The following is a 15,906-nucleotide window of genomic DNA, read 5'->3' as shown; positions in this document are numbered from 1 at the left end:
CTTAAATTTTTGAAAGTGCAGATTTGATTTCATCTTTGAAATCAGGGATTTTCGCACTCAAATCACTTTTTAAGCTTGCTTTTTGCTCGTTTAAGCTTTCGCTAAATTTCGCAAAATCGGCCTCTAATTTAGCTTTTTGCTCAGCAATTTCCTTGCTAGCAACCTCTTTTGCGCTATCTACCGCTTCTTGCTTAATTTTACTTGCCTCGACCCTCGCAGCGTCAAGAACCTTTGCTATCTCTGCTTTGTTAGAATCGACATCTTGTGCGTTTTTTCTAGCATTTTCCTCATCTTCTCTAATCGCTTTTTCGCGCGCTTCCATGTGCGCAAGAAGCGGTTTGTAAAGCTTGGTATTTAAAAATGCTATTAGAGCTAAAAACACAATGATTGTCGTCAGCATTGCAGATACACTAATTTCTAGCATTACACCTCCTTGGCTAAATTTTATATAAACTTGGGATACTACAATAATTAAGATTAAAATTTAATATAATTTTAACCTATCTGTTTCATAAAGTCTGAAATTTGTGAAATTTCACTAAATTCTATGAGAATTTTCTTATCTTTCACACTGATTTTTCCAAATTTGTTTAATTTTTCTTTCAGCTTCATAAGTTCTGGCTTAAAGGTTTGGAATTCTTTATGGTTGTTTGCAGTTTTGACATTTTCTTTGCTTTTTAGCTTTTTGATCAAATCCTCAGTCTCTCTGACGCTGAGTTTTTGCCCTGTTATCGTATTTAAAACCAAAATTTGCTCATCTTCGCTAAGGCCTACGATGACCTTAGCATGGCCTTGGCTGATTTTTTCTGTGCGCAAAGCATCTTGGAGCGGGGCTGATAAATTTAGCAAACGCATAGTGTTTGTGATTTGCGTGCGGGATTTTTTGATGATATCAGCCAACTCTTCTTGCGTGATTTTATACTCTTCGATTAGTTCGCGGTATGATTTGGCTAGCTCGATTGGGTTTAAATTTTCCCTTTGGATATTTTCGATTAGGGCTAGTTCGCGCATGTTTTGCGAACCAAGGTCTGCTACGACGGCTTTGATTTTGCCTAGACCTGCTAGCTTGGTTGCTCTTAGTCTTCTTTCGCCTGCGATTAGGACATAGGCGCCATTTTTTTCGATGACTACGATTGGCTGGATAAGGCCGTGTCTAAGGATACTCTCGCTTAGTTCGCGAAGTGCTTCTTCGTTGAAATTTAGCCTTGGTTGATATGGATTTGGCGAAATTTTATCCACATCAATTTCGATGACTAAATTTTCAGATTGTCCATCTTCTAGCTCTTTTGTGTATGCCTTTTCGACATCTTCTAAAATACTGCCTAAACCCCGTCCTAGCACACTTTTTTTAACCTTGCTCATCTTTTCTCCATTACTGCTTTTGCTAAATCCTGATACGCTAGCGAACCAGCCGATTTTTTATCATATAAAATTACCGGTTTGCCAAAGCTTGGGCTTTCGGCGAGTTTTACATTGCGCGGGATTACGACAAGGTTTTTATCCTTGCCGATGTAAAATAGCTTTTCGCCAAAATACTCTTGCAAATTCGCCACGGTTTCCTTGGCAAGGTTGTTTTGTGCAGAATACATTGTCGGCAAAAAGCCCCTGATTTGCAAATTTTTATTTATGGTTTGTTTGACTATTTTTATGGTATTTAGCACAAGTGCGACACCCTCTAATGCGTAAAATTCGCACTGAATCGGGATTATCACGCTATTGCTAGCTGCTAAGGCATTTACCGTGATACTGCCAAGCGTAGGCGGTGAATCAATAATGATATAATCATATATATCTTTTATCTCTTCGATTTTGTTTTTTAGGATTAGTTTGAAATCAGCCTCGTCAGCACTTTCGCGCTCGATACCAACTAGGCCGATATTTGAAGGGGCTAGATCCATATACTCCATTTGTGTTTTTTGTATGACTTCGGAGAGTTTTTTGCGACCAGTTAGGACATGGTAGATATTAAACTCAAAATCGCTTCTGTTAAACCCAAGCCCAGTCGTGGCGTTTGCCTGAGGATCGACATCGATTAGAAGCACTCGCTTTTTTTTCATCGCAAGCGACGCGCTCAAATTTATCGCTGTGGTTGTCTTGCCTACACCGCCTTTTTGGTTTGCAATCGTTATTATCTCGCTCATCTTAAACTATAAATCCTCTTTTTGTTTATTATTATCGCCCCGTCGTCGCAGAGCCTCGCTTGCGAGAGTGGGACCTTTTCGCCCTCGATATGAGCGCAAAAATTTTGAGACAGGCGAAATTGTAACGAAAATTTACTAAAAATTTGCTTCCACGAGATTTTATTTTTGTATAAATTTAAAAACCCCTCCACAGCGTCTTTTGGAGTGATTTTTATGTCTAATATACCCGCAAATTCGGGCGCGCTAGCTAAGTTTATACCTATGCCACAAACTAGGGTATTTTTGATTTTGTTAGTCAAAATTCCGCCGATTTTGCGATCATTTATGTAAAAATCATTTGGCCATTTAAGCCAAATTTCAGAACCGCACGAAGCAAGAAATTCTCTCATTATCATCGCAAAATAAATGCTGCTCGATTGCAGTGGCACACCCTGGGGCAAATCGCCAATCTCCACGCAAAACGAAAACGCCAAATTTCCGCTTGCACTCTCCCAGCCATTTCCGCGCGAGCCCAGACCACTACTTTGCGCCTGCGCCACTAGACAAAAGGGTGTGCGAACGCTTCCGTTTTTCAATCTTTCGATTAATTCACTTTGCGTCGAGGGCAAAATCCCAGCAAATTCTATCTGCATAAAAACTCGCCCACACCCAGGCGTTTGCCATTTATAAAATCACTCGCACTTATGGGCTTTTTGCTTGGTTCTTGCAAGGCTGTGATTTTAATCGCGCCTCTTTTGCAAGAAAGGCAAAATCCGTCTTTTTGGATACTTAAAATTTGGCCAAATTTATCAAATTCTCTGTCTTTGTAATCCTGCGCTAACTCTAAATTTAAAATTTTAAGCCCTGAGGCAGTGTAAATTCCAGGCCACGGAGTTAGGGCGCGAAATTTATTATAAATCTCGCTTGCACTCTCATTAAAATCCACAAGACCGTCTGATTTAAGGATTTTTTTGCAATGCGAAGCAAGAGCGGAATTTTGTTTAATCGGCGAAATTTGGGCAAAATTTTGCAAAACTTTGACAATAAGCCCCGCTGCTAGCTCTCCAAGCTCGTCAAAAAGCTCGCTAGCCATTTTGCCCTCGCACGAAGTGCGGGCAAAACCCAGCATATCGCCAGTATCTAGGCCCTCGTCCATGAGCATCGCCGTTACGCCAGTTTGCGCTTCACCCGCTAAAATCGCGCTTTGGATAGGGCTAGCGCCACGGAATTTTGGCAAAATAGAAGCGTGCAAATTTATGCACGGCGCAATCTCTAAAATCCCTTTTGGCAAAATTTGACCATAAGCTGCCACAACGATAAATTCGGGCGCAAGCTCCCTAATAATGCGCTCATTATCACCCTCGCGCAATCTATTTGGCTGAAAAATCGGCACGCTTTTTAAATTTTCCTGCGCCCAGATTTTCACGCTTGGCGGGGTTAGGATTTGCTTTCTGCCCACAGGGCGATCTGGCTGACAAAATATCCCCACAATCTCAAATTTAGCCGCCAATGCCCTTAAAATCGTCGTCGCATACTCTGGCGTGCCCATAAAAACTATTTTCATTTTTCCTCTTTTTTCACAAGTTTAAATAGCTCAAATTTTAGTTCGTTTATACCTGCGCCTGTAACGCTTGAAATCCCCATAACAAAGGCTGGTTTACTCTCGTCGAGCTTGCCAAACATTTCGTAATCTTGCCTTTTTTCATATCCAAATTCGCGCAAAAATTCATCGCATTTTTCCTCAAAATTTTCGCATGCGTCAAATTTCGTAAGTGCAATCGCAAAGGCACGCTTTGCGAGATCTGGCGAGAATTTTTCAAGCTCGGCGCGAAGTGCGCGGTATTGCTCGCCTAGGCTTCGATAATTTGCAAGATCAAGCATAAAAAGCAAAATTTTAGTGCGCTCGATATGGCGCAAAAATTTTAGCCCAAGCCCCTTGCCGTCGCTTGCCCCTTCGATAATGCCTGGAATATCGGCGATGACGAAATTGCTAAACTCATCTACGCTAACCATGCCAAGCTTTGGCGTGATTGTGGTGAATTCGTAGTTTGCGATTTCTGGTTTGGCGTTTGAAACGACAGAGATTAGCGTGGATTTGCCGACATTTGGGAAACCTACTAGTCCGACATCTGCGATGAGTTTTAGCTCTAATCTCACATTTTTAGCCTCGCCAGGAAGCCCTGGTTGGGCGTATTCTGGGCGCTGATTTACGGAGTTTTTGAAATGCACATTTCCAAGACCCCCTTTGCCACCCTTTAAAAACAGCTCCGTTTGTCCGTCAATCGTCAAATCAAGCAAAAGCTCACCACTATCATCGTCATACACCGCCGTTCCAGGTGGCACTATGAGATATAGATCCTCGCCACTTTTGCCAGTTTTTTTGCGACCCTCGCCAGGCGCGCCATTTTGGGCTTTGAAAGCGCGTTTGCCTTTGTAAAATGAGAGAGTATGGGAGTTTTTATCTACTTTAAAAAATACATCGCCACCTGCTCCGCCGTCTCCGCCGTCAGGTCCGCCTAAAATGACAAATTTTTCGCGTCTGAAACTTACGCACCCTGCTCCGCCCTTGCCGGAAGTTACACTAAATTTTGCACTATCTATAAACATAACAATCCTTAAATTTAAAAACGGCAATTATAGCCAAATCGGTTAAAAATACTTTTTAAAGTGGAAATTTTAAGAAGAAAAGGGGCGAAATGCCCCTAAAATTACGCAACAGGATAAACTGATACTTGTTTGCGATTTTTGTCTTTGCGCTCGAATTTTACTACGCCGTCGATTAGAGCAAAGATTGTGTGATCGTTGCCAAGACCTACATTGCTACCTGGGTGAGTTGCAGTGCCTCTTTGGCGGATGATGATATTGCCAGCTCTAACAAACTCGCCACCGAATTTTTTCACACCTAAGCGGCGTCCGATACTATCACGGTTATTTTGGGTTGAACCTTGACCTTTTTTGTGTGCCATTAGCTATCCTTTATGCGTTGATTGCGACAACTTTGACGCGAGTGTATTGGCGTCTGAAACCGCGTTTTAATTTTGAGTCTTTTCTTCTGCGTTTTTTGTAGATTACGACTTTTTTGTCTTTACCCTCTGTAACGACCTCTAAAACCACCTTTGCACCCTTAACAAATGGCGCACCTACCTTTAACTCGCCGTCATTTAGCGCTAAAACTTCGCTAAGTTCGACTTTACTTTTTGGCTCTGCTGCAAAATGATCTAGATTTAGGTAGTTTCCCTCCTCTACTCTATATTGCTTGCCGCCGTGTTTGATGATTGCATACATCAAAGCTCCTTAAAAATTTGGTAGCCAAAAGGGCATTTGCATTGCAAAATTTAATAGCCCGATTTGGTAATAAACTTGGGATTTTATCTTAAATTTCATAAATTCCTACTGAAACGCATAATAAAATTTAAGATATTTGCAGTTTTAATTTTAAACTAAACATAAATGTGATACTATCAGCCTGAATTTATTTTAGGAGAATTTAGATGAAAAAATTAGCTGCGATAATCCTTTTATCCGCTATTTTCACAGGCTGTTCTAACTGGAATATAGCCAACCAACCAACCGGCGCACGCACTCAAAGCGCTTCTCAAACCACTGCCCCAGCAAATGAGCCAAGCATAAGTGGCGTGACAGACAAAGTCCAAGAGGTCTCAAACGACACCATAGAAATGGTCGAAGAGAACCTACCAGATGCAAGCACAACCGATGCCGTAGTCAATAAAAGCGATGCTTTTCATATCAACCAAGTAATTTCAGCGTGGAATAAACAGCCAGATTCTATCCGCACTACCGCAAACAACGGCAATATCTACACTTGGAAAAACTACAAACCAGGTTGCGATGTCTCTTTGACTAGCGATTCTGAGGGTTATGTCCCTAAATCTGCGATCTCATCAGCAATCTCAAAATGCTTATAATCCACCTTCCTTGCCAAATTTGGCAAGGAATTTTTAAAATTTAATCTTTTGTCATATAATCGCCACAATTTTTGTAATCAAAGGATTTATAATGAATAAAATTTTACTCTCCACAGCGCTTTTTGGCGTATTTTGCGCGAATTTGCACGCTGGTAATTTCATCGAAATTTATCAGGGCCTAACCTGCGAGTGCTGCCACAAATGGTCGGCTTATCTGCGCGAAAATGGCTTTGAGACCAAACACATCTACTTGGGCGATGAAGCTTTTATCCAAAAAAAATACGATGAAAAAGTCCCATTAGAGCTTGCTAGCTGCCACACTGCGCTGATTGATGGCTATGTCGTCGAAGGCCATGTCCCAGCAGGCGAAATCCGCATAATCCTAAATCAAAAACCAAGCGATATTATCGGTATCGCAGTTCCTGCCATGCCATTAGAAAGCCCTGGTATGGAAGTGGGCGCCGAGCCTGAGATTTACGATGTCATCGCAATCAAAAAAGACGGCACCACAAAGGTCGTCGCCACATACAAAGGCAAGGAAAAAATCAAATAAAATTTAGTGAAATTTGGCGAACGCAAATTCGCCAAATTTCAAGGTTACAAGAAGTTTTAATTAAATTTGTATATGGCGAATTTAGTCGCAGAAATTAATTTATTTCTCAATAATCCTTAAATTCGGCATTTTTGATAAAATTTCTTGATTTTTAATTGGCGTGTTTTTGAAATATAGTTGCTCTAATTTCCCTAAATTCTCAAAACCATTTGGAAATTCGGTTATTTTGGTGTTATCTATACCTAGTTCTCTTAAATTTTCTAAATTCCCAAATCCGCTTGGAAGTTCGTTAATCCCCGTATTTGAAATCCATAATTCATCTAATTTTTTTAAATTTACCATGCTTTGTGGCAGTTTGGTTATATTCGTATCATATATAAGCAAGGTTTCTAAGCTTTCTAAATCGCCCAAATTTTCTGGCAACTGCGATAGTTTTTTGTTGCCGTCAATCCAAAGCTCTTTTAGATTTTTTAGATTTGCGATTTTTGGTGAGATTGTTTCCAAATCCCCGTTCGTGCAATAAAGCTCTTCTAAATCCATTAAATTTTCTATCTCATCGGGTAGGGCAGTAATGTTTCCGCTTCTAATCGTTAAGCGTTTTAAATTTTTTAATTTCAAAATTTCGCTCAAATTTTCCATATTTATTTTTCCGATTTTTAATACTTCCAAACTTTGCAAATTTGCGAAATTTGACGGGAAATTTTCAAAACTTAAATCTAGTAATTTTAGGCTTTTTGAATTTAGAATTTCATCTGGAAAGTCCTTTATAGTTAAATTCATCAAGTCCAATACTTCCAAATTTTGCAAATTTGCAAGCTCTTTTGGCAGTGAGTTTAGATTTCTACAATTGTAGCAATCAATTCCTTTTAGGCTCACAAGATTTTCGATTTGCGGTGGTATTTCAGAAATCGCTGTTTTCGAAATGTCTAGATATTCTAAATTTTTTAAATTTGATATGTGACTTCCTAATCTTTCTAGCTTGGAAGTTCGCAAAGATAGGCGTTTTAGATTTGGGATTTTGCTTATGGTTTCGGGAATTTCTTTTATGTAAGTTTTACCGAAATTTAGCCTTTCAAGTTTGGTTAAATTTATCACGCAAGGTGGCAGGTCGGTGATGCCTGTGCCTTCTACATCGATTTCTTCTAAATTTTCAAGCATGCAAATTTCGCTTGGAAGCTCTTTTATATCATCTTGCCTAACGGCAGAGCTAATCATAAAATTAGCGTGTTTTGATAGCTCGATTTTGCTAAAAATGCCAAGATTATCATAATAATCTTTTGTAGTTTTTATCTTTAAATCTTTTATAGCTTCTTCAAATTCGGCAACAGTTATTTCCTTATTGTCGAGTTTTTGTTTCAATTTATCGTGTTTGGCGTAATTCCAAGTTCGGCGATAATCCACAAATTTTGCTAGAATTTGCATTTGCTCGTTTGTTTTGCTATCAAGTTCTGGCGAATTTATCAACTCTTTATCGCCTTGGTTGGCATTTAGAAAAATTTGTCCTATTATAAGTATCGCTAAAAGTATTTTTTTCATACAATCTCCAAATTTAAAAAATTTAATAAGATAGATTATAGCAAAAAAGTGAATTTTTAGTTTTTGTGAATTTTGAAAAAATTTAAAATTTTGGATGGGCTAATAGGGGTCGAACCTATATTCACGAATCCAGAGTTCGTTGTCCTGCCATTAGACGATAGCCCAAGGGGAATTATAAATTTTGTTTGATTAAACTCACTGCCGCGTAAGCGTTTTCGCAGACAAACTCGCAGTGCTTTCTAAGCTGCGCCTCATCGCCATACCCACACATTACACCCACGCTACGCGCTCCGGCGTTGCTCGCTGCTAGTGCGTCGAGCTTCGTATCGCCCACCATAAAAACTCTTTTATCCACAGGCAAGCCTAATCCCTTCATCGCGTTTATGATAGGTTCGGCGTGCGGTTTGACATGCTCTACATCTTCTCTGCCGATTATCACACTGAAAAACTCGCCAACGCCAAGTTTGTCTAGCAAGAGTTTCGAGAATTTCGATGTTTTCGTGGTAACCACGCCTAAATTTGCAAATTTAGCACCAAATTCCACAGCTTCGTAAGCACTCTGCAAAAGCATGGTTTGATCTAGATAAATTTTAACATATTTTTCTTTATAGAGCCTTACATATTCGCTCGTATCGCCCACTACACCAAGTCCAGCAAAAATTTCATCTAGCGGATAGCCGATTAGTTTTTTGATCGCTTCATCATCTGGGCAAGCCTCGCCCATTTTAGAAAAAGCATAAGCAAAACCCTCCAAAATCGCAGAGGTCGAATCTATCAAAGTCCCGTCTAAATCAAATAAAATTGTAGTGTTAAATTTCTGCATTTTTGTAAATAAAAAAAGCGGAGCCTAAGCCCCGCTTAAAATTTTTAGAAAGATTATTTTCTAAATTTAGCATCAACGCGTCTGTTTTGAGCGCGACCTTCTTTTGTAGCGTTTGTAGCGATTGGTTGAGACTCGCCATAGCCTACGCTAGAAATTCTAGCAGCATCAACGCCGAAGTTTTGCAATGCGCCAGCAACAGCAGCCGCTCTTCTCTCAGATAGTTTTTGGTTGTAAGCATCTGAACCAGTGCTATCTGTGTGGCCTTCTAGGATTACGCTGTAATCTGAGTGCTCATTTAGGTAGTCGCTTACATTTTTGATTTCGCTCATGTATTCATCTGAAATTTTTGAGCTATCAGTAGCGAAATTTACGCCTAGGTTTAGTCTGATTACTTTTTCGCAGCCGTATTCATCTACAACTACACCAGCAGCTGTGCCTGGGCATCTATCCATATCATCGCATACGCCGTCATTGTCTGAATCTACGCAGCCAGTTGCAGCGTCTGCAAATCTTTTACCGAAATCAACAGCGAAGCCAAGTGTATAGAATAGAACATGGTTGCCGTCTTCGAATCTGATAGCGTCTCTTGCTTCAAGTTTTGTAGCAAAGTTTCTTGTGATGTAGTATTTCATACCTAGACCATATTGCCAGAAACCGCTGTCTTGGTCGCCGTCATTGAATACATCTTTGCTATAATCCATATAACCAACACCAGTTAAGCCATATAGTTTGAAGTTGTCAGTGAAATTTACTAAATCTTTTACCAAATTGATGTGGTAGTATTTAGCGTTTGGCTCTTTGCCACCATTTCTGTGAGCAAGGTCCTCTAAACCGATATCGCGAGAATAGTCAAAACCTAACTCGATTTGATCGATAAATGAATCTTGAAGGTTTTTAGCTAGGCGAAGACCTGCCATGAAATTTGAATCCAAATCCATGTTACCTTCGTGAGTCATACCACCGATTGTAGGAGTGATCTCCCAGTGATAATCTGCATCTGTTGCAAGTAATGCACTTGATGCACACAAGCTTAGTGCAAGTAAAACTTTTTTCATTAAACATCCTTTCGAAATGAATTTAAAACTTTTAATTATAGTAAATCTTTTTTTAAAATTTTTTAAAATTTTCCAATTAAGTTTAAAAAAACCTTGAAAAATAACAGCCAAAACCCTATTATCTTTTTGAGAATTGTGGGCTTCTGCGCGCTTTTCTGCGACCAAATTTCTTTCTTTCTACTGAGCGAGAATCGCGAGTTAAAAGACCTTTTGGTTTTAGAGCTGCTCTGAAATCCTTATCCATAGCTGCTAGTGCGCGTGAAATACCGTGGCGCAACGCCTCCGCCTGAGCTGAATAGCCACCGCCTAGTGTTTGAGCAGTGATATCCATAGATGTCTCTTGTTTTGTAACTAAAAGCGGTTGAATAACCTTTAATTTAATAGCCTCGTGACCGCCAAGCCAAGTATTTAGGTCCATACCATTTACAACCATTTTACCGCTACCTGGTTTTAACCATACCTTAGCTACGGCTGTTTTTCTTTTGCCTGTTGCGTAAATTGTTGCCATAATTATTTTCCTTTACTTGTTGTTTGCGCTGTATGTGGGTGCTCGCTACCCTCATAAACGAAAAGCTTTTTAATCATTGCTTTACCTAGTTTTGTTTTAGGAAGCATACCGCGAACTGCAAGTTTGTATAATTTAGCAGGATTGTTTTTCAACATATCCTCAAATTTAACGCTTTTTAGACTTCCAAAATACCCTGAATAGCTATGATATAGCTTATCCTCGCCTTTGTTTGCACCTGTAAAAACTGCTTTTGAAGCATTTACGATAATGACATAATCGCCACAATCAACATTTGGTGTGTAGCATGGTTTGTGTTTGCCGCGCAATAAAACTGCGACTTCGGTTAGCATTCTACCGAATCTTTTGTCAGTTGCATCAATAACAACCCAGTCGCGTTTGACTTCGCTAGGCTTTGTAATTTCTGTCATGATTTCCGCCTTCTTAAAAATTTTGAAAAATGGGATTTTACAGAAATAACCTTATAAAAAACTGAATTTAAGTAAAATTTAAAGAATTTAAGTTTTTTGGGGCAAAATTTTGGAAATTTTGATACCTTAAATACATTTTCTTTAAAATTTTTTTAAAAAATAATTAAAGTATTCTTTTTTATTTATTATTTATTTATTTTTGTATAGACTTTCGATTTGAGAATTATCAAAAGATAATCTAAATTTATCTTGCAAAGGAGATCTAACGATGCATACCTTGCTGGCCTTTTTACCTATTGTCGTCATTTTGGTTATGATGATAGGGTTTAAACTTAGTTCTAAGCTCTCGCTTAGTGTTGCCATGTTTTTAGCGATTGGTATAGCTCTGTCTGCGTTTAGTGTAAATGCCGATGGCACCAGCGTTTTGGCGTATGTGCTTTTGGGCTTTATGAAGGCGTTTGATATCTTAGTCATCATTTTTGGTGCTATTTTGATCTTAAACACCATGAAATACTCAGGCGCTATGAACTCAATCAACAACGGCTTTACCAAAATTTCAACTGACCGCCGTGTTCAAGTGTTGATTATTGGTTGGGCGTTTGGTGCATTTATTGAGGGTGCGGCTGGTTTTGGAACACCTGCTGCTTTGGCTGCTCCACTTCTAGTAGGTCTTGGCTTTCCTGCTCTTAGTGCAGCTCTTGCATGTCTTGTGCTAAACAGCTCGCCTGTTAGCTACGGTGCGGTTGGAACTCCAACATTTGGTGTTAAAACTACCGTTCAAAGTCTTGTAGAAGGAAGCGGTGGAAACATAGATTCGTATATCACTACCGTTAGCACAAATACTGCTATCATCCACTCAGTAGGCGCTATTTTTATTCCTTTTATCGTTGTTATGATAATGGTAAAACTATTCGGTAAAAATAGAAGCTTCAAAGACGCTCTTCCTGCATTGCCATTTGCTATGCTTGCCTCAGTTAGCTTCATCGTTCCTTATTTGATAGGCGCAAAATTCTTGGGTATTGAGTTACCATCACTTCTTGCTGGTCTTATATCTCTTGGTATCCTTATCGCATCTGCAAAAGCTGGATTTATGACTCCAAAAGAGAACTGGGATTTCGTTCCTCGCGCACAATGGCAAGAATTTTGGATAGGTTCAACTCAGGCTTCTGAAAATGCACCTAAACAAGAAGAGAGTAGCAAAAAAGAGATGCCATTGTTTATGGCTTGGTTACCATACATCCTTATTTCATTTATACTAGTTGTTACTCGTATTCCTGCAATCGGATTAAAACCAATTCTACAAAGCTGGAAAATAAATCTATTTACTGCTCCTGATAACTTGATGTTTGGTGTCCCTGGCACTGCATATAGCTTCAACTACGGCTATTTACCAGGTATTATTCCATTTATTTTGGTTGCTATCCTTACTATATTCTTGCACAGAATGAGTGGCAATGATGTAAAAGAGGCTTGGAGCAAAACTTTCAAACAAGTTGCAGCAGCGGCAATTCCACTAGCAGCTGGTTTGGCTTTGGTTCAAATCATGTTAAATGTCGGCACAACAGTTGATGGAACTAACTACTCTATGATTAAACTTATGGCGAAATTCTTTGCTGATATTTCAGGTCAAGCTTATGTTGCTGTTGCGCCACTAGTTGGTATTCTTGGAGCATTTTTCTCTGGTTCAAACACAGTATCAAATATGCTCTTCTCAGGTCTTCAATACGAAACAGCTACGCTTGTTGGCTTAAAAACCGAAGTTATTGTTGCACTCCAAAATGTTGGTGGTGCTATCGGTAACATGGTTTGTATCAACAATATCGTTGCTGTTTGCGCAACCGTGGGCTTGCTAGGCAAAGGCGAGGCTAGATGTCTTACTTACAATATAGCCCCAGCAGTATTTTATGCAATAATAGCCGTTATAATCGGTGTGATATTGCTATAAATTTTATGAGTGAAATTCTATCTTTGCGGATAGAATTTCACTATTTTTTTATGCTTAAATTTTAAATTTTTCAAATTTTTCTTTTTTTAAACTTAAAAAATATTGTAATAAAAAAATTACATTTCATTTTAATTATAATTTAATGTTATTTTAATCCAAATTTAATACAAAATATTCCAAAAGCGTGATAAAATAACTAGTTTAAATTTAAATTTATTCGAGAAAGGAGAATAAAGGTGAATAAGGTTTATTTTTTTGCAACCTGTCTTGGCAACGCGGTTTTTACCGATACCGCTTTAAATGCAGTTAAGCTTTTAAGAAGAGAGGGTGTAGAGGTTATTTTCAAAAAAGATCAAACTTGCTGTGGCCAGCCAAGCTACAATACAGGTTATTTCGAAGACACTAAAAAAATAGCCCTACACAATATCAATCTTTTTAGCGAAAATTATCCTGTTATCGTTCCATCTGGTTCGTGTGCTGGTATGATGAAGCACGATTATGTCGAGCTTTTCAAAGGCACAGAATACGAAGGAAAAGTCAAAGAATTTAGTTCTAGGGTTTATGATTTGTGCGAGTATTTAGACAAGGTTTTGCATGTCAAATACGAAGACAAAGGCGAAAAAGTAAAAATCACTTGGCACTCGAACTGCCACGCTTTGCGCGTCCAAAAATCAATCCAAAACGCTAAAAATTTGCTAGCTCAATTCAAAAATGTAGAATTAATCGAGCTTGAAAGAGAAGAGGAATGTTGCGGATTTGGCGGAACTTTCGCTGTAAAAGAGCCTGAAATTTCTAACGCTATGGTTCAACAAAAGATTAAATTCATAGAAGAAAGCGGAGCTGATTATATCGTTTCAGGTGATGGCGGCTGTTTGATGAATATCACAGGAACTATGAAAAAAAATGGTTCAAGAGTAAAAGGTATTCATCTATATGATTTCATAATCAAAAGAATTGAAGGAGCAACGCTATGATGAATCATGAAAATTTAGTAAATCAAAAGCTTGCTGACAAACAACTAAGAGCAAACCTTGACTCTGCAATGCACACTCTTCAAGGTAACAGAAACAGACTTAGCACTACAAAATTTAAAAATTTTGATGAGTTAAGAAGCAGAGCAAGAACCGTTAAAAATAACTCTCTTGCGACACTTGATGAAAGACTACTCGAATTTGAAGCAAATGCTACAAAAAACGGCATGAAAGTGCATTGGGCAGTAAATGGCGAGGAAGCAAACGAGATAATTTATCGAATTATAAAATCTCACAACGGAGATAAAGTTCTAAAACAAAAAACAATGGCTAGTGAAGAAATTCACCTAAACCACTATTTAGAAGAAAGAGGCATCAAAGCCCAAGAAACCGACCTTGGTGAGTTGATTATCCAATTAATCCAAGATCCGCCTGTTCATATCGTCGTCCCTGCGATTCACAAAAACCGCAATGAAGTCGGTAAAATTTTCCAAGAGCGCTTAGGTGCGCCATTAGAGAGCGAACCTGAAAAACTAAATGCAATCGCTAGAAACCACCTAAGAAACGAATTTAGAACGATGAAAATCGGAATTTCAGGCGCAAATTTTGGTATTAGCAAGGCAGGAGCCATTTGGTTGCTAGAAAACGAAGGTAACGGTAGAATGTGTACCACAGCCCCTGATGTGCATATCGTAATCTGTGGTATAGAAAAAGTTTTAGAGACATTTGAAGATGTAGTAAGCGCTCACTCGCCTGTTACTCCATCAGCCGTAGGTGCGCCTATTACTTGCTATAACAACATCATCACAGGCCCTAGAAAAGAGGGCGAGTTAGACGGTCCAAAAGAAGTCCATGTTGTCTTACTAGATAACGGTAGAACCGATATGCTAACAAATGAAGAATACTTCGAAGCTCTAAGATGCGTTAGATGCGGTGCTTGTATGAACTACTGCCCTGTTTATGATAAAATCGGCGGTCACACATACCACGCTGTATATCCAGGACCAATCGGCGAAGTAATCAGCCCACAACTTTTTGGTATGGAAAAAAATGCAGATATTCTTAATTTCTGCTCACTTTGTGGTAGATGTAGCGAAGTTTGCCCTGTTAAAATTCCGTTAGCAGAGACAATCAGAAAGCTAAGAAGCAATAAAGTCGGTGAAGGTAAGAAAAAAGCAAAAGGCTCTGATTTGCTAGAACACAGCAAAATCGAAGCAATGGGATTTGCTGGATTTAGAACAGTTGCTACAAATGGATTTATGTGGAGAACTGGAATTTCCATAGCTTCTAAATTCTCAAATTTCGTAGTTAAAAAGGCAGATTCAATCCCTGTGGTAAAACTATGGACAAGACATCGCTCAGCACCTGTCTTAAAAGGAAATCTACACGCAGATATCCAAAAAATCGAAGGAGTAATCTATGAGTAGCAAAGAGACAATTTTAGCTAAAATTAGGTCAAACAGAGTAGCTAAAAGAACAGAAATCGAACCACTAGATATAACTAAATTTGTCGAAAACGAAGGCGATAAATATGAAAACTTTAAGACAAATTTGACAAATAATAAAGCTGTTGTTCATGAGACAGACGAAAAAGGACTTCAAGCGCTAGTAGAAGAGATCGTCAAAACAGTCGGCGCAAAAACAGTTATGTTTGGTTCAGATTTGCCAATCAAAACAGACAAATTGCAAGCAGAAAAATTGCCGTTTGACAAACCAGTAAATGAGATAAGAGAAGCGCTTTTTGATGCGGATACTTCGATTATTCAAGCAAAAGTTGGTGTTTCAAACTTTGGCGTATGCTGCGTAGTTAGCTCAAAAGCACAACCAAGACTTCTTAGCTTGCTTCCGACAAACTGCATTATTTTGCTTAGAAAAAATGCCCTTGTAGAAAGCTTAGATAAAGCCTTAGCAGAGGTTACAAAAGATGAGTTGCCTACAAATATCAACTTTATCATGGGACCATCTCGCACCGCAGATATCGAGCTTATCACAGTTCTTGGCGTGCATGGACCACGAAATGTCCATGTAGTGCTATACTAAA

Annotated in this window: 19 protein-coding genes and 1 tRNA gene; 6 read left to right on the top strand and 14 right to left on the bottom strand. The window is 38.9% G+C overall.

Annotated features, from left to right (window positions below; all coding sequences use genetic code 11):
* Position 1 precedes the first annotated feature (1 nt).
* The 8 genes from OFO10_RS02010 to rplU all read right to left on the bottom strand — a co-directional run bounded on the left by OFO10_RS02010 (position 2) and on the right by rplU (position 5,405).
* The gene (locus OFO10_RS02010) at positions 2–424 is read right to left on the bottom strand and encodes a F0F1 ATP synthase subunit B family protein (protein ID WP_270858376.1); all 423 of its coding nucleotides are present in this window, start codon (positions 422–424) and stop codon (positions 2–4) included.
* Positions 425–495: 71 nt separating this feature from the next.
* On the bottom strand, positions 496–1,362 hold the full coding sequence (locus OFO10_RS02005; RefSeq protein WP_270864843.1) for a ParB/RepB/Spo0J family partition protein: 867 nt from the start codon (positions 1,360–1,362) through the stop codon (positions 496–498).
* Positions 1,359–2,141, bottom strand: coding sequence for a ParA family protein (locus tag OFO10_RS02000; protein WP_270858378.1), 783 nt, complete (start codon positions 2,139–2,141; stop codon positions 1,359–1,361). The genes OFO10_RS02005 and OFO10_RS02000 overlap by 4 nt, the downstream gene beginning before the upstream one ends.
* Positions 2,138–2,773, bottom strand: coding sequence for a biotin--[acetyl-CoA-carboxylase] ligase (locus OFO10_RS01995; RefSeq protein ID WP_270865887.1), 636 nt, complete (start codon positions 2,771–2,773; stop codon positions 2,138–2,140). Before OFO10_RS01995 ends, OFO10_RS02000 begins: the two co-directional genes overlap by 4 nt.
* Positions 2,764–3,684: a methionyl-tRNA formyltransferase gene (gene fmt / locus OFO10_RS01990; protein WP_270865886.1), complete on the bottom strand. Its 921-nt coding sequence runs from the start codon at positions 3,682–3,684 to the stop codon at positions 2,764–2,766. Before fmt ends, OFO10_RS01995 begins: the two co-directional genes overlap by 10 nt.
* Entirely contained in the window at positions 3,681–4,727 is a 1,047-nt protein-coding gene (gene obgE / locus OFO10_RS01985; protein ID WP_270865885.1) for a GTPase ObgE, read from the bottom strand. Before obgE ends, fmt begins: the two co-directional genes overlap by 4 nt.
* 101 nt (positions 4,728–4,828) lie before the next feature.
* Positions 4,829–5,086 (bottom strand): 50S ribosomal protein L27, encoded by a 258-nt coding sequence (gene rpmA / locus OFO10_RS01980; protein ID WP_270858382.1) that lies wholly within the window; start codon positions 5,084–5,086, stop codon positions 4,829–4,831.
* 10 nt (positions 5,087–5,096) lie between these two features.
* Entirely contained in the window at positions 5,097–5,405 is a 309-nt protein-coding gene (rplU, locus tag OFO10_RS01975; protein ID WP_270858383.1) for a 50S ribosomal protein L21, read from the bottom strand.
* Positions 5,406–5,611: 206 nt separating this feature from the next.
* On the opposite strand from rplU, the gene OFO10_RS01970 reads away from it, so the two are divergent.
* Positions 5,612–6,046 (top strand): hypothetical protein, encoded by a 435-nt coding sequence (locus OFO10_RS01970; RefSeq protein WP_270865884.1) that lies wholly within the window; start codon positions 5,612–5,614, stop codon positions 6,044–6,046.
* 91 nt (positions 6,047–6,137) lie between these two features.
* Entirely contained in the window at positions 6,138–6,599 is a 462-nt protein-coding gene (locus OFO10_RS01965; protein ID WP_270865883.1) for a DUF411 domain-containing protein, read from the top strand.
* Between the two features lie 99 nt (positions 6,600–6,698).
* On the opposite strand, the gene OFO10_RS01960 is transcribed toward OFO10_RS01965, so the two are convergent.
* From OFO10_RS01960 to rplM, 6 genes are all read right to left on the bottom strand, one after another.
* Positions 6,699–8,135, bottom strand: a complete 1,437-nt coding sequence (locus OFO10_RS01960; protein ID WP_270865882.1) for a leucine-rich repeat domain-containing protein — start codon at positions 8,133–8,135, stop codon at positions 6,699–6,701.
* A 91-nt stretch (positions 8,136–8,226) separates the two neighbouring features.
* Positions 8,227–8,300 (bottom strand) — tRNA-Gln (locus OFO10_RS01955).
* 7 nt (positions 8,301–8,307) lie between these two features.
* Positions 8,308–8,958, bottom strand: coding sequence for an HAD family hydrolase (locus OFO10_RS01950; RefSeq protein WP_270865881.1), 651 nt, complete (start codon positions 8,956–8,958; stop codon positions 8,308–8,310).
* A 53-nt stretch (positions 8,959–9,011) separates the two neighbouring features.
* The gene (locus OFO10_RS01945) at positions 9,012–10,013 is read right to left on the bottom strand and encodes an OmpA family protein (protein ID WP_270865880.1); all 1,002 of its coding nucleotides are present in this window, start codon (positions 10,011–10,013) and stop codon (positions 9,012–9,014) included.
* Between the two features lie 118 nt (positions 10,014–10,131).
* Complete coding sequence (gene rpsI / locus OFO10_RS01940; RefSeq protein ID WP_270858389.1) at positions 10,132–10,521, bottom strand: 30S ribosomal protein S9; 390 nt, start codon at positions 10,519–10,521, stop codon at positions 10,132–10,134.
* A gap of 2 nt (positions 10,522–10,523) precedes the next feature.
* On the bottom strand, positions 10,524–10,949 hold the full coding sequence (rplM, locus tag OFO10_RS01935; RefSeq protein WP_270858390.1) for a 50S ribosomal protein L13: 426 nt from the start codon (positions 10,947–10,949) through the stop codon (positions 10,524–10,526).
* 268 nt (positions 10,950–11,217) lie between these two features.
* Between rplM and OFO10_RS01930 the strand changes: the two genes are divergently transcribed.
* The 4 genes from OFO10_RS01930 to OFO10_RS01915 all read left to right on the top strand — a co-directional run bounded on the left by OFO10_RS01930 (position 11,218) and on the right by OFO10_RS01915 (position 15,905).
* A complete protein-coding gene (locus OFO10_RS01930) occupies positions 11,218–12,894 on the top strand; it encodes an L-lactate permease (protein ID WP_333721401.1) in 1,677 nt (558 codons plus the stop codon).
* Between the two features lie 236 nt (positions 12,895–13,130).
* On the top strand, positions 13,131–13,868 hold the full coding sequence (locus tag OFO10_RS01925; protein WP_270865879.1) for a (Fe-S)-binding protein: 738 nt from the start codon (positions 13,131–13,133) through the stop codon (positions 13,866–13,868).
* Positions 13,865–15,292, top strand: a complete 1,428-nt coding sequence (locus OFO10_RS01920) for a LutB/LldF family L-lactate oxidation iron-sulfur protein (protein ID WP_270865878.1) — start codon at positions 13,865–13,867, stop codon at positions 15,290–15,292. Before OFO10_RS01925 ends, OFO10_RS01920 begins: the two co-directional genes overlap by 4 nt.
* Positions 15,285–15,905: a LutC/YkgG family protein gene (locus tag OFO10_RS01915; RefSeq protein WP_270865877.1), complete on the top strand. Its 621-nt coding sequence runs from the start codon at positions 15,285–15,287 to the stop codon at positions 15,903–15,905. The genes OFO10_RS01920 and OFO10_RS01915 overlap by 8 nt, the downstream gene beginning before the upstream one ends.
* Position 15,906 lies beyond the last annotated feature (1 nt).

It is taken from the genome of Campylobacter sp. VBCF_06 NA8, from assembly GCF_027737825.1.
Lineage (GTDB): Bacteria > Campylobacterota > Campylobacteria > Campylobacterales > Campylobacteraceae > Campylobacter_B.
This window is presented reverse-complemented; position numbering and strand designations above follow the sequence as displayed.

What these genes read in the sequence shown, in the direction of transcription:
- OFO10_RS01970 (WP_270865884.1), top strand. Translation starts at nt 5,612, where the DNA reads ATGAAAAAATTAGCTGCGATAATCCTTTTATCCGCTATTTTCACAGGC.
- OFO10_RS01915 (WP_270865877.1), top strand. Translation starts at nt 15,285, where the DNA reads ATGAGTAGCAAAGAGACAATTTTAGCTAAAATTAGGTCAAACAGAGTA.
- OFO10_RS01960 (WP_270865882.1), bottom strand. Translation starts at nt 8,135, where the DNA reads ATGAAAAAAATACTTTTAGCGATACTTATAATAGGACAAATTTTTCTA.
- fmt (WP_270865886.1), bottom strand. Translation starts at nt 3,684, where the DNA reads ATGAAAATAGTTTTTATGGGCACGCCAGAGTATGCGACGACGATTTTA.
- rplU (WP_270858383.1), bottom strand. Translation starts at nt 5,405, where the DNA reads ATGTATGCAATCATCAAACACGGCGGCAAGCAATATAGAGTAGAGGAG.
- obgE (WP_270865885.1), bottom strand. Translation starts at nt 4,727, where the DNA reads ATGTTTATAGATAGTGCAAAATTTAGTGTAACTTCCGGCAAGGGCGGA.
- OFO10_RS02005 (WP_270864843.1), bottom strand. Translation starts at nt 1,362, where the DNA reads ATGAGCAAGGTTAAAAAAAGTGTGCTAGGACGGGGTTTAGGCAGTATT.
- OFO10_RS01930 (WP_333721401.1), top strand. Translation starts at nt 11,218, where the DNA reads ATGCATACCTTGCTGGCCTTTTTACCTATTGTCGTCATTTTGGTTATG.
- OFO10_RS01995 (WP_270865887.1), bottom strand. Translation starts at nt 2,773, where the DNA reads ATGCAGATAGAATTTGCTGGGATTTTGCCCTCGACGCAAAGTGAATTA.
- rpmA (WP_270858382.1), bottom strand. Translation starts at nt 5,086, where the DNA reads ATGGCACACAAAAAAGGTCAAGGTTCAACCCAAAATAACCGTGATAGT.
- OFO10_RS02000 (WP_270858378.1), bottom strand. Translation starts at nt 2,141, where the DNA reads ATGAGCGAGATAATAACGATTGCAAACCAAAAAGGCGGTGTAGGCAAG.
- OFO10_RS01950 (WP_270865881.1), bottom strand. Translation starts at nt 8,958, where the DNA reads ATGCAGAAATTTAACACTACAATTTTATTTGATTTAGACGGGACTTTG.
- OFO10_RS01920 (WP_270865878.1), top strand. Translation starts at nt 13,865, where the DNA reads ATGATGAATCATGAAAATTTAGTAAATCAAAAGCTTGCTGACAAACAA.
- OFO10_RS02010 (WP_270858376.1), bottom strand. Translation starts at nt 424, where the DNA reads ATGCTAGAAATTAGTGTATCTGCAATGCTGACGACAATCATTGTGTTT.
- rpsI (WP_270858389.1), bottom strand. Translation starts at nt 10,521, where the DNA reads ATGGCAACAATTTACGCAACAGGCAAAAGAAAAACAGCCGTAGCTAAG.
- rplM (WP_270858390.1), bottom strand. Translation starts at nt 10,949, where the DNA reads ATGACAGAAATTACAAAGCCTAGCGAAGTCAAACGCGACTGGGTTGTT.
- OFO10_RS01965 (WP_270865883.1), top strand. Translation starts at nt 6,138, where the DNA reads ATGAATAAAATTTTACTCTCCACAGCGCTTTTTGGCGTATTTTGCGCG.
- OFO10_RS01945 (WP_270865880.1), bottom strand. Translation starts at nt 10,013, where the DNA reads ATGAAAAAAGTTTTACTTGCACTAAGCTTGTGTGCATCAAGTGCATTA.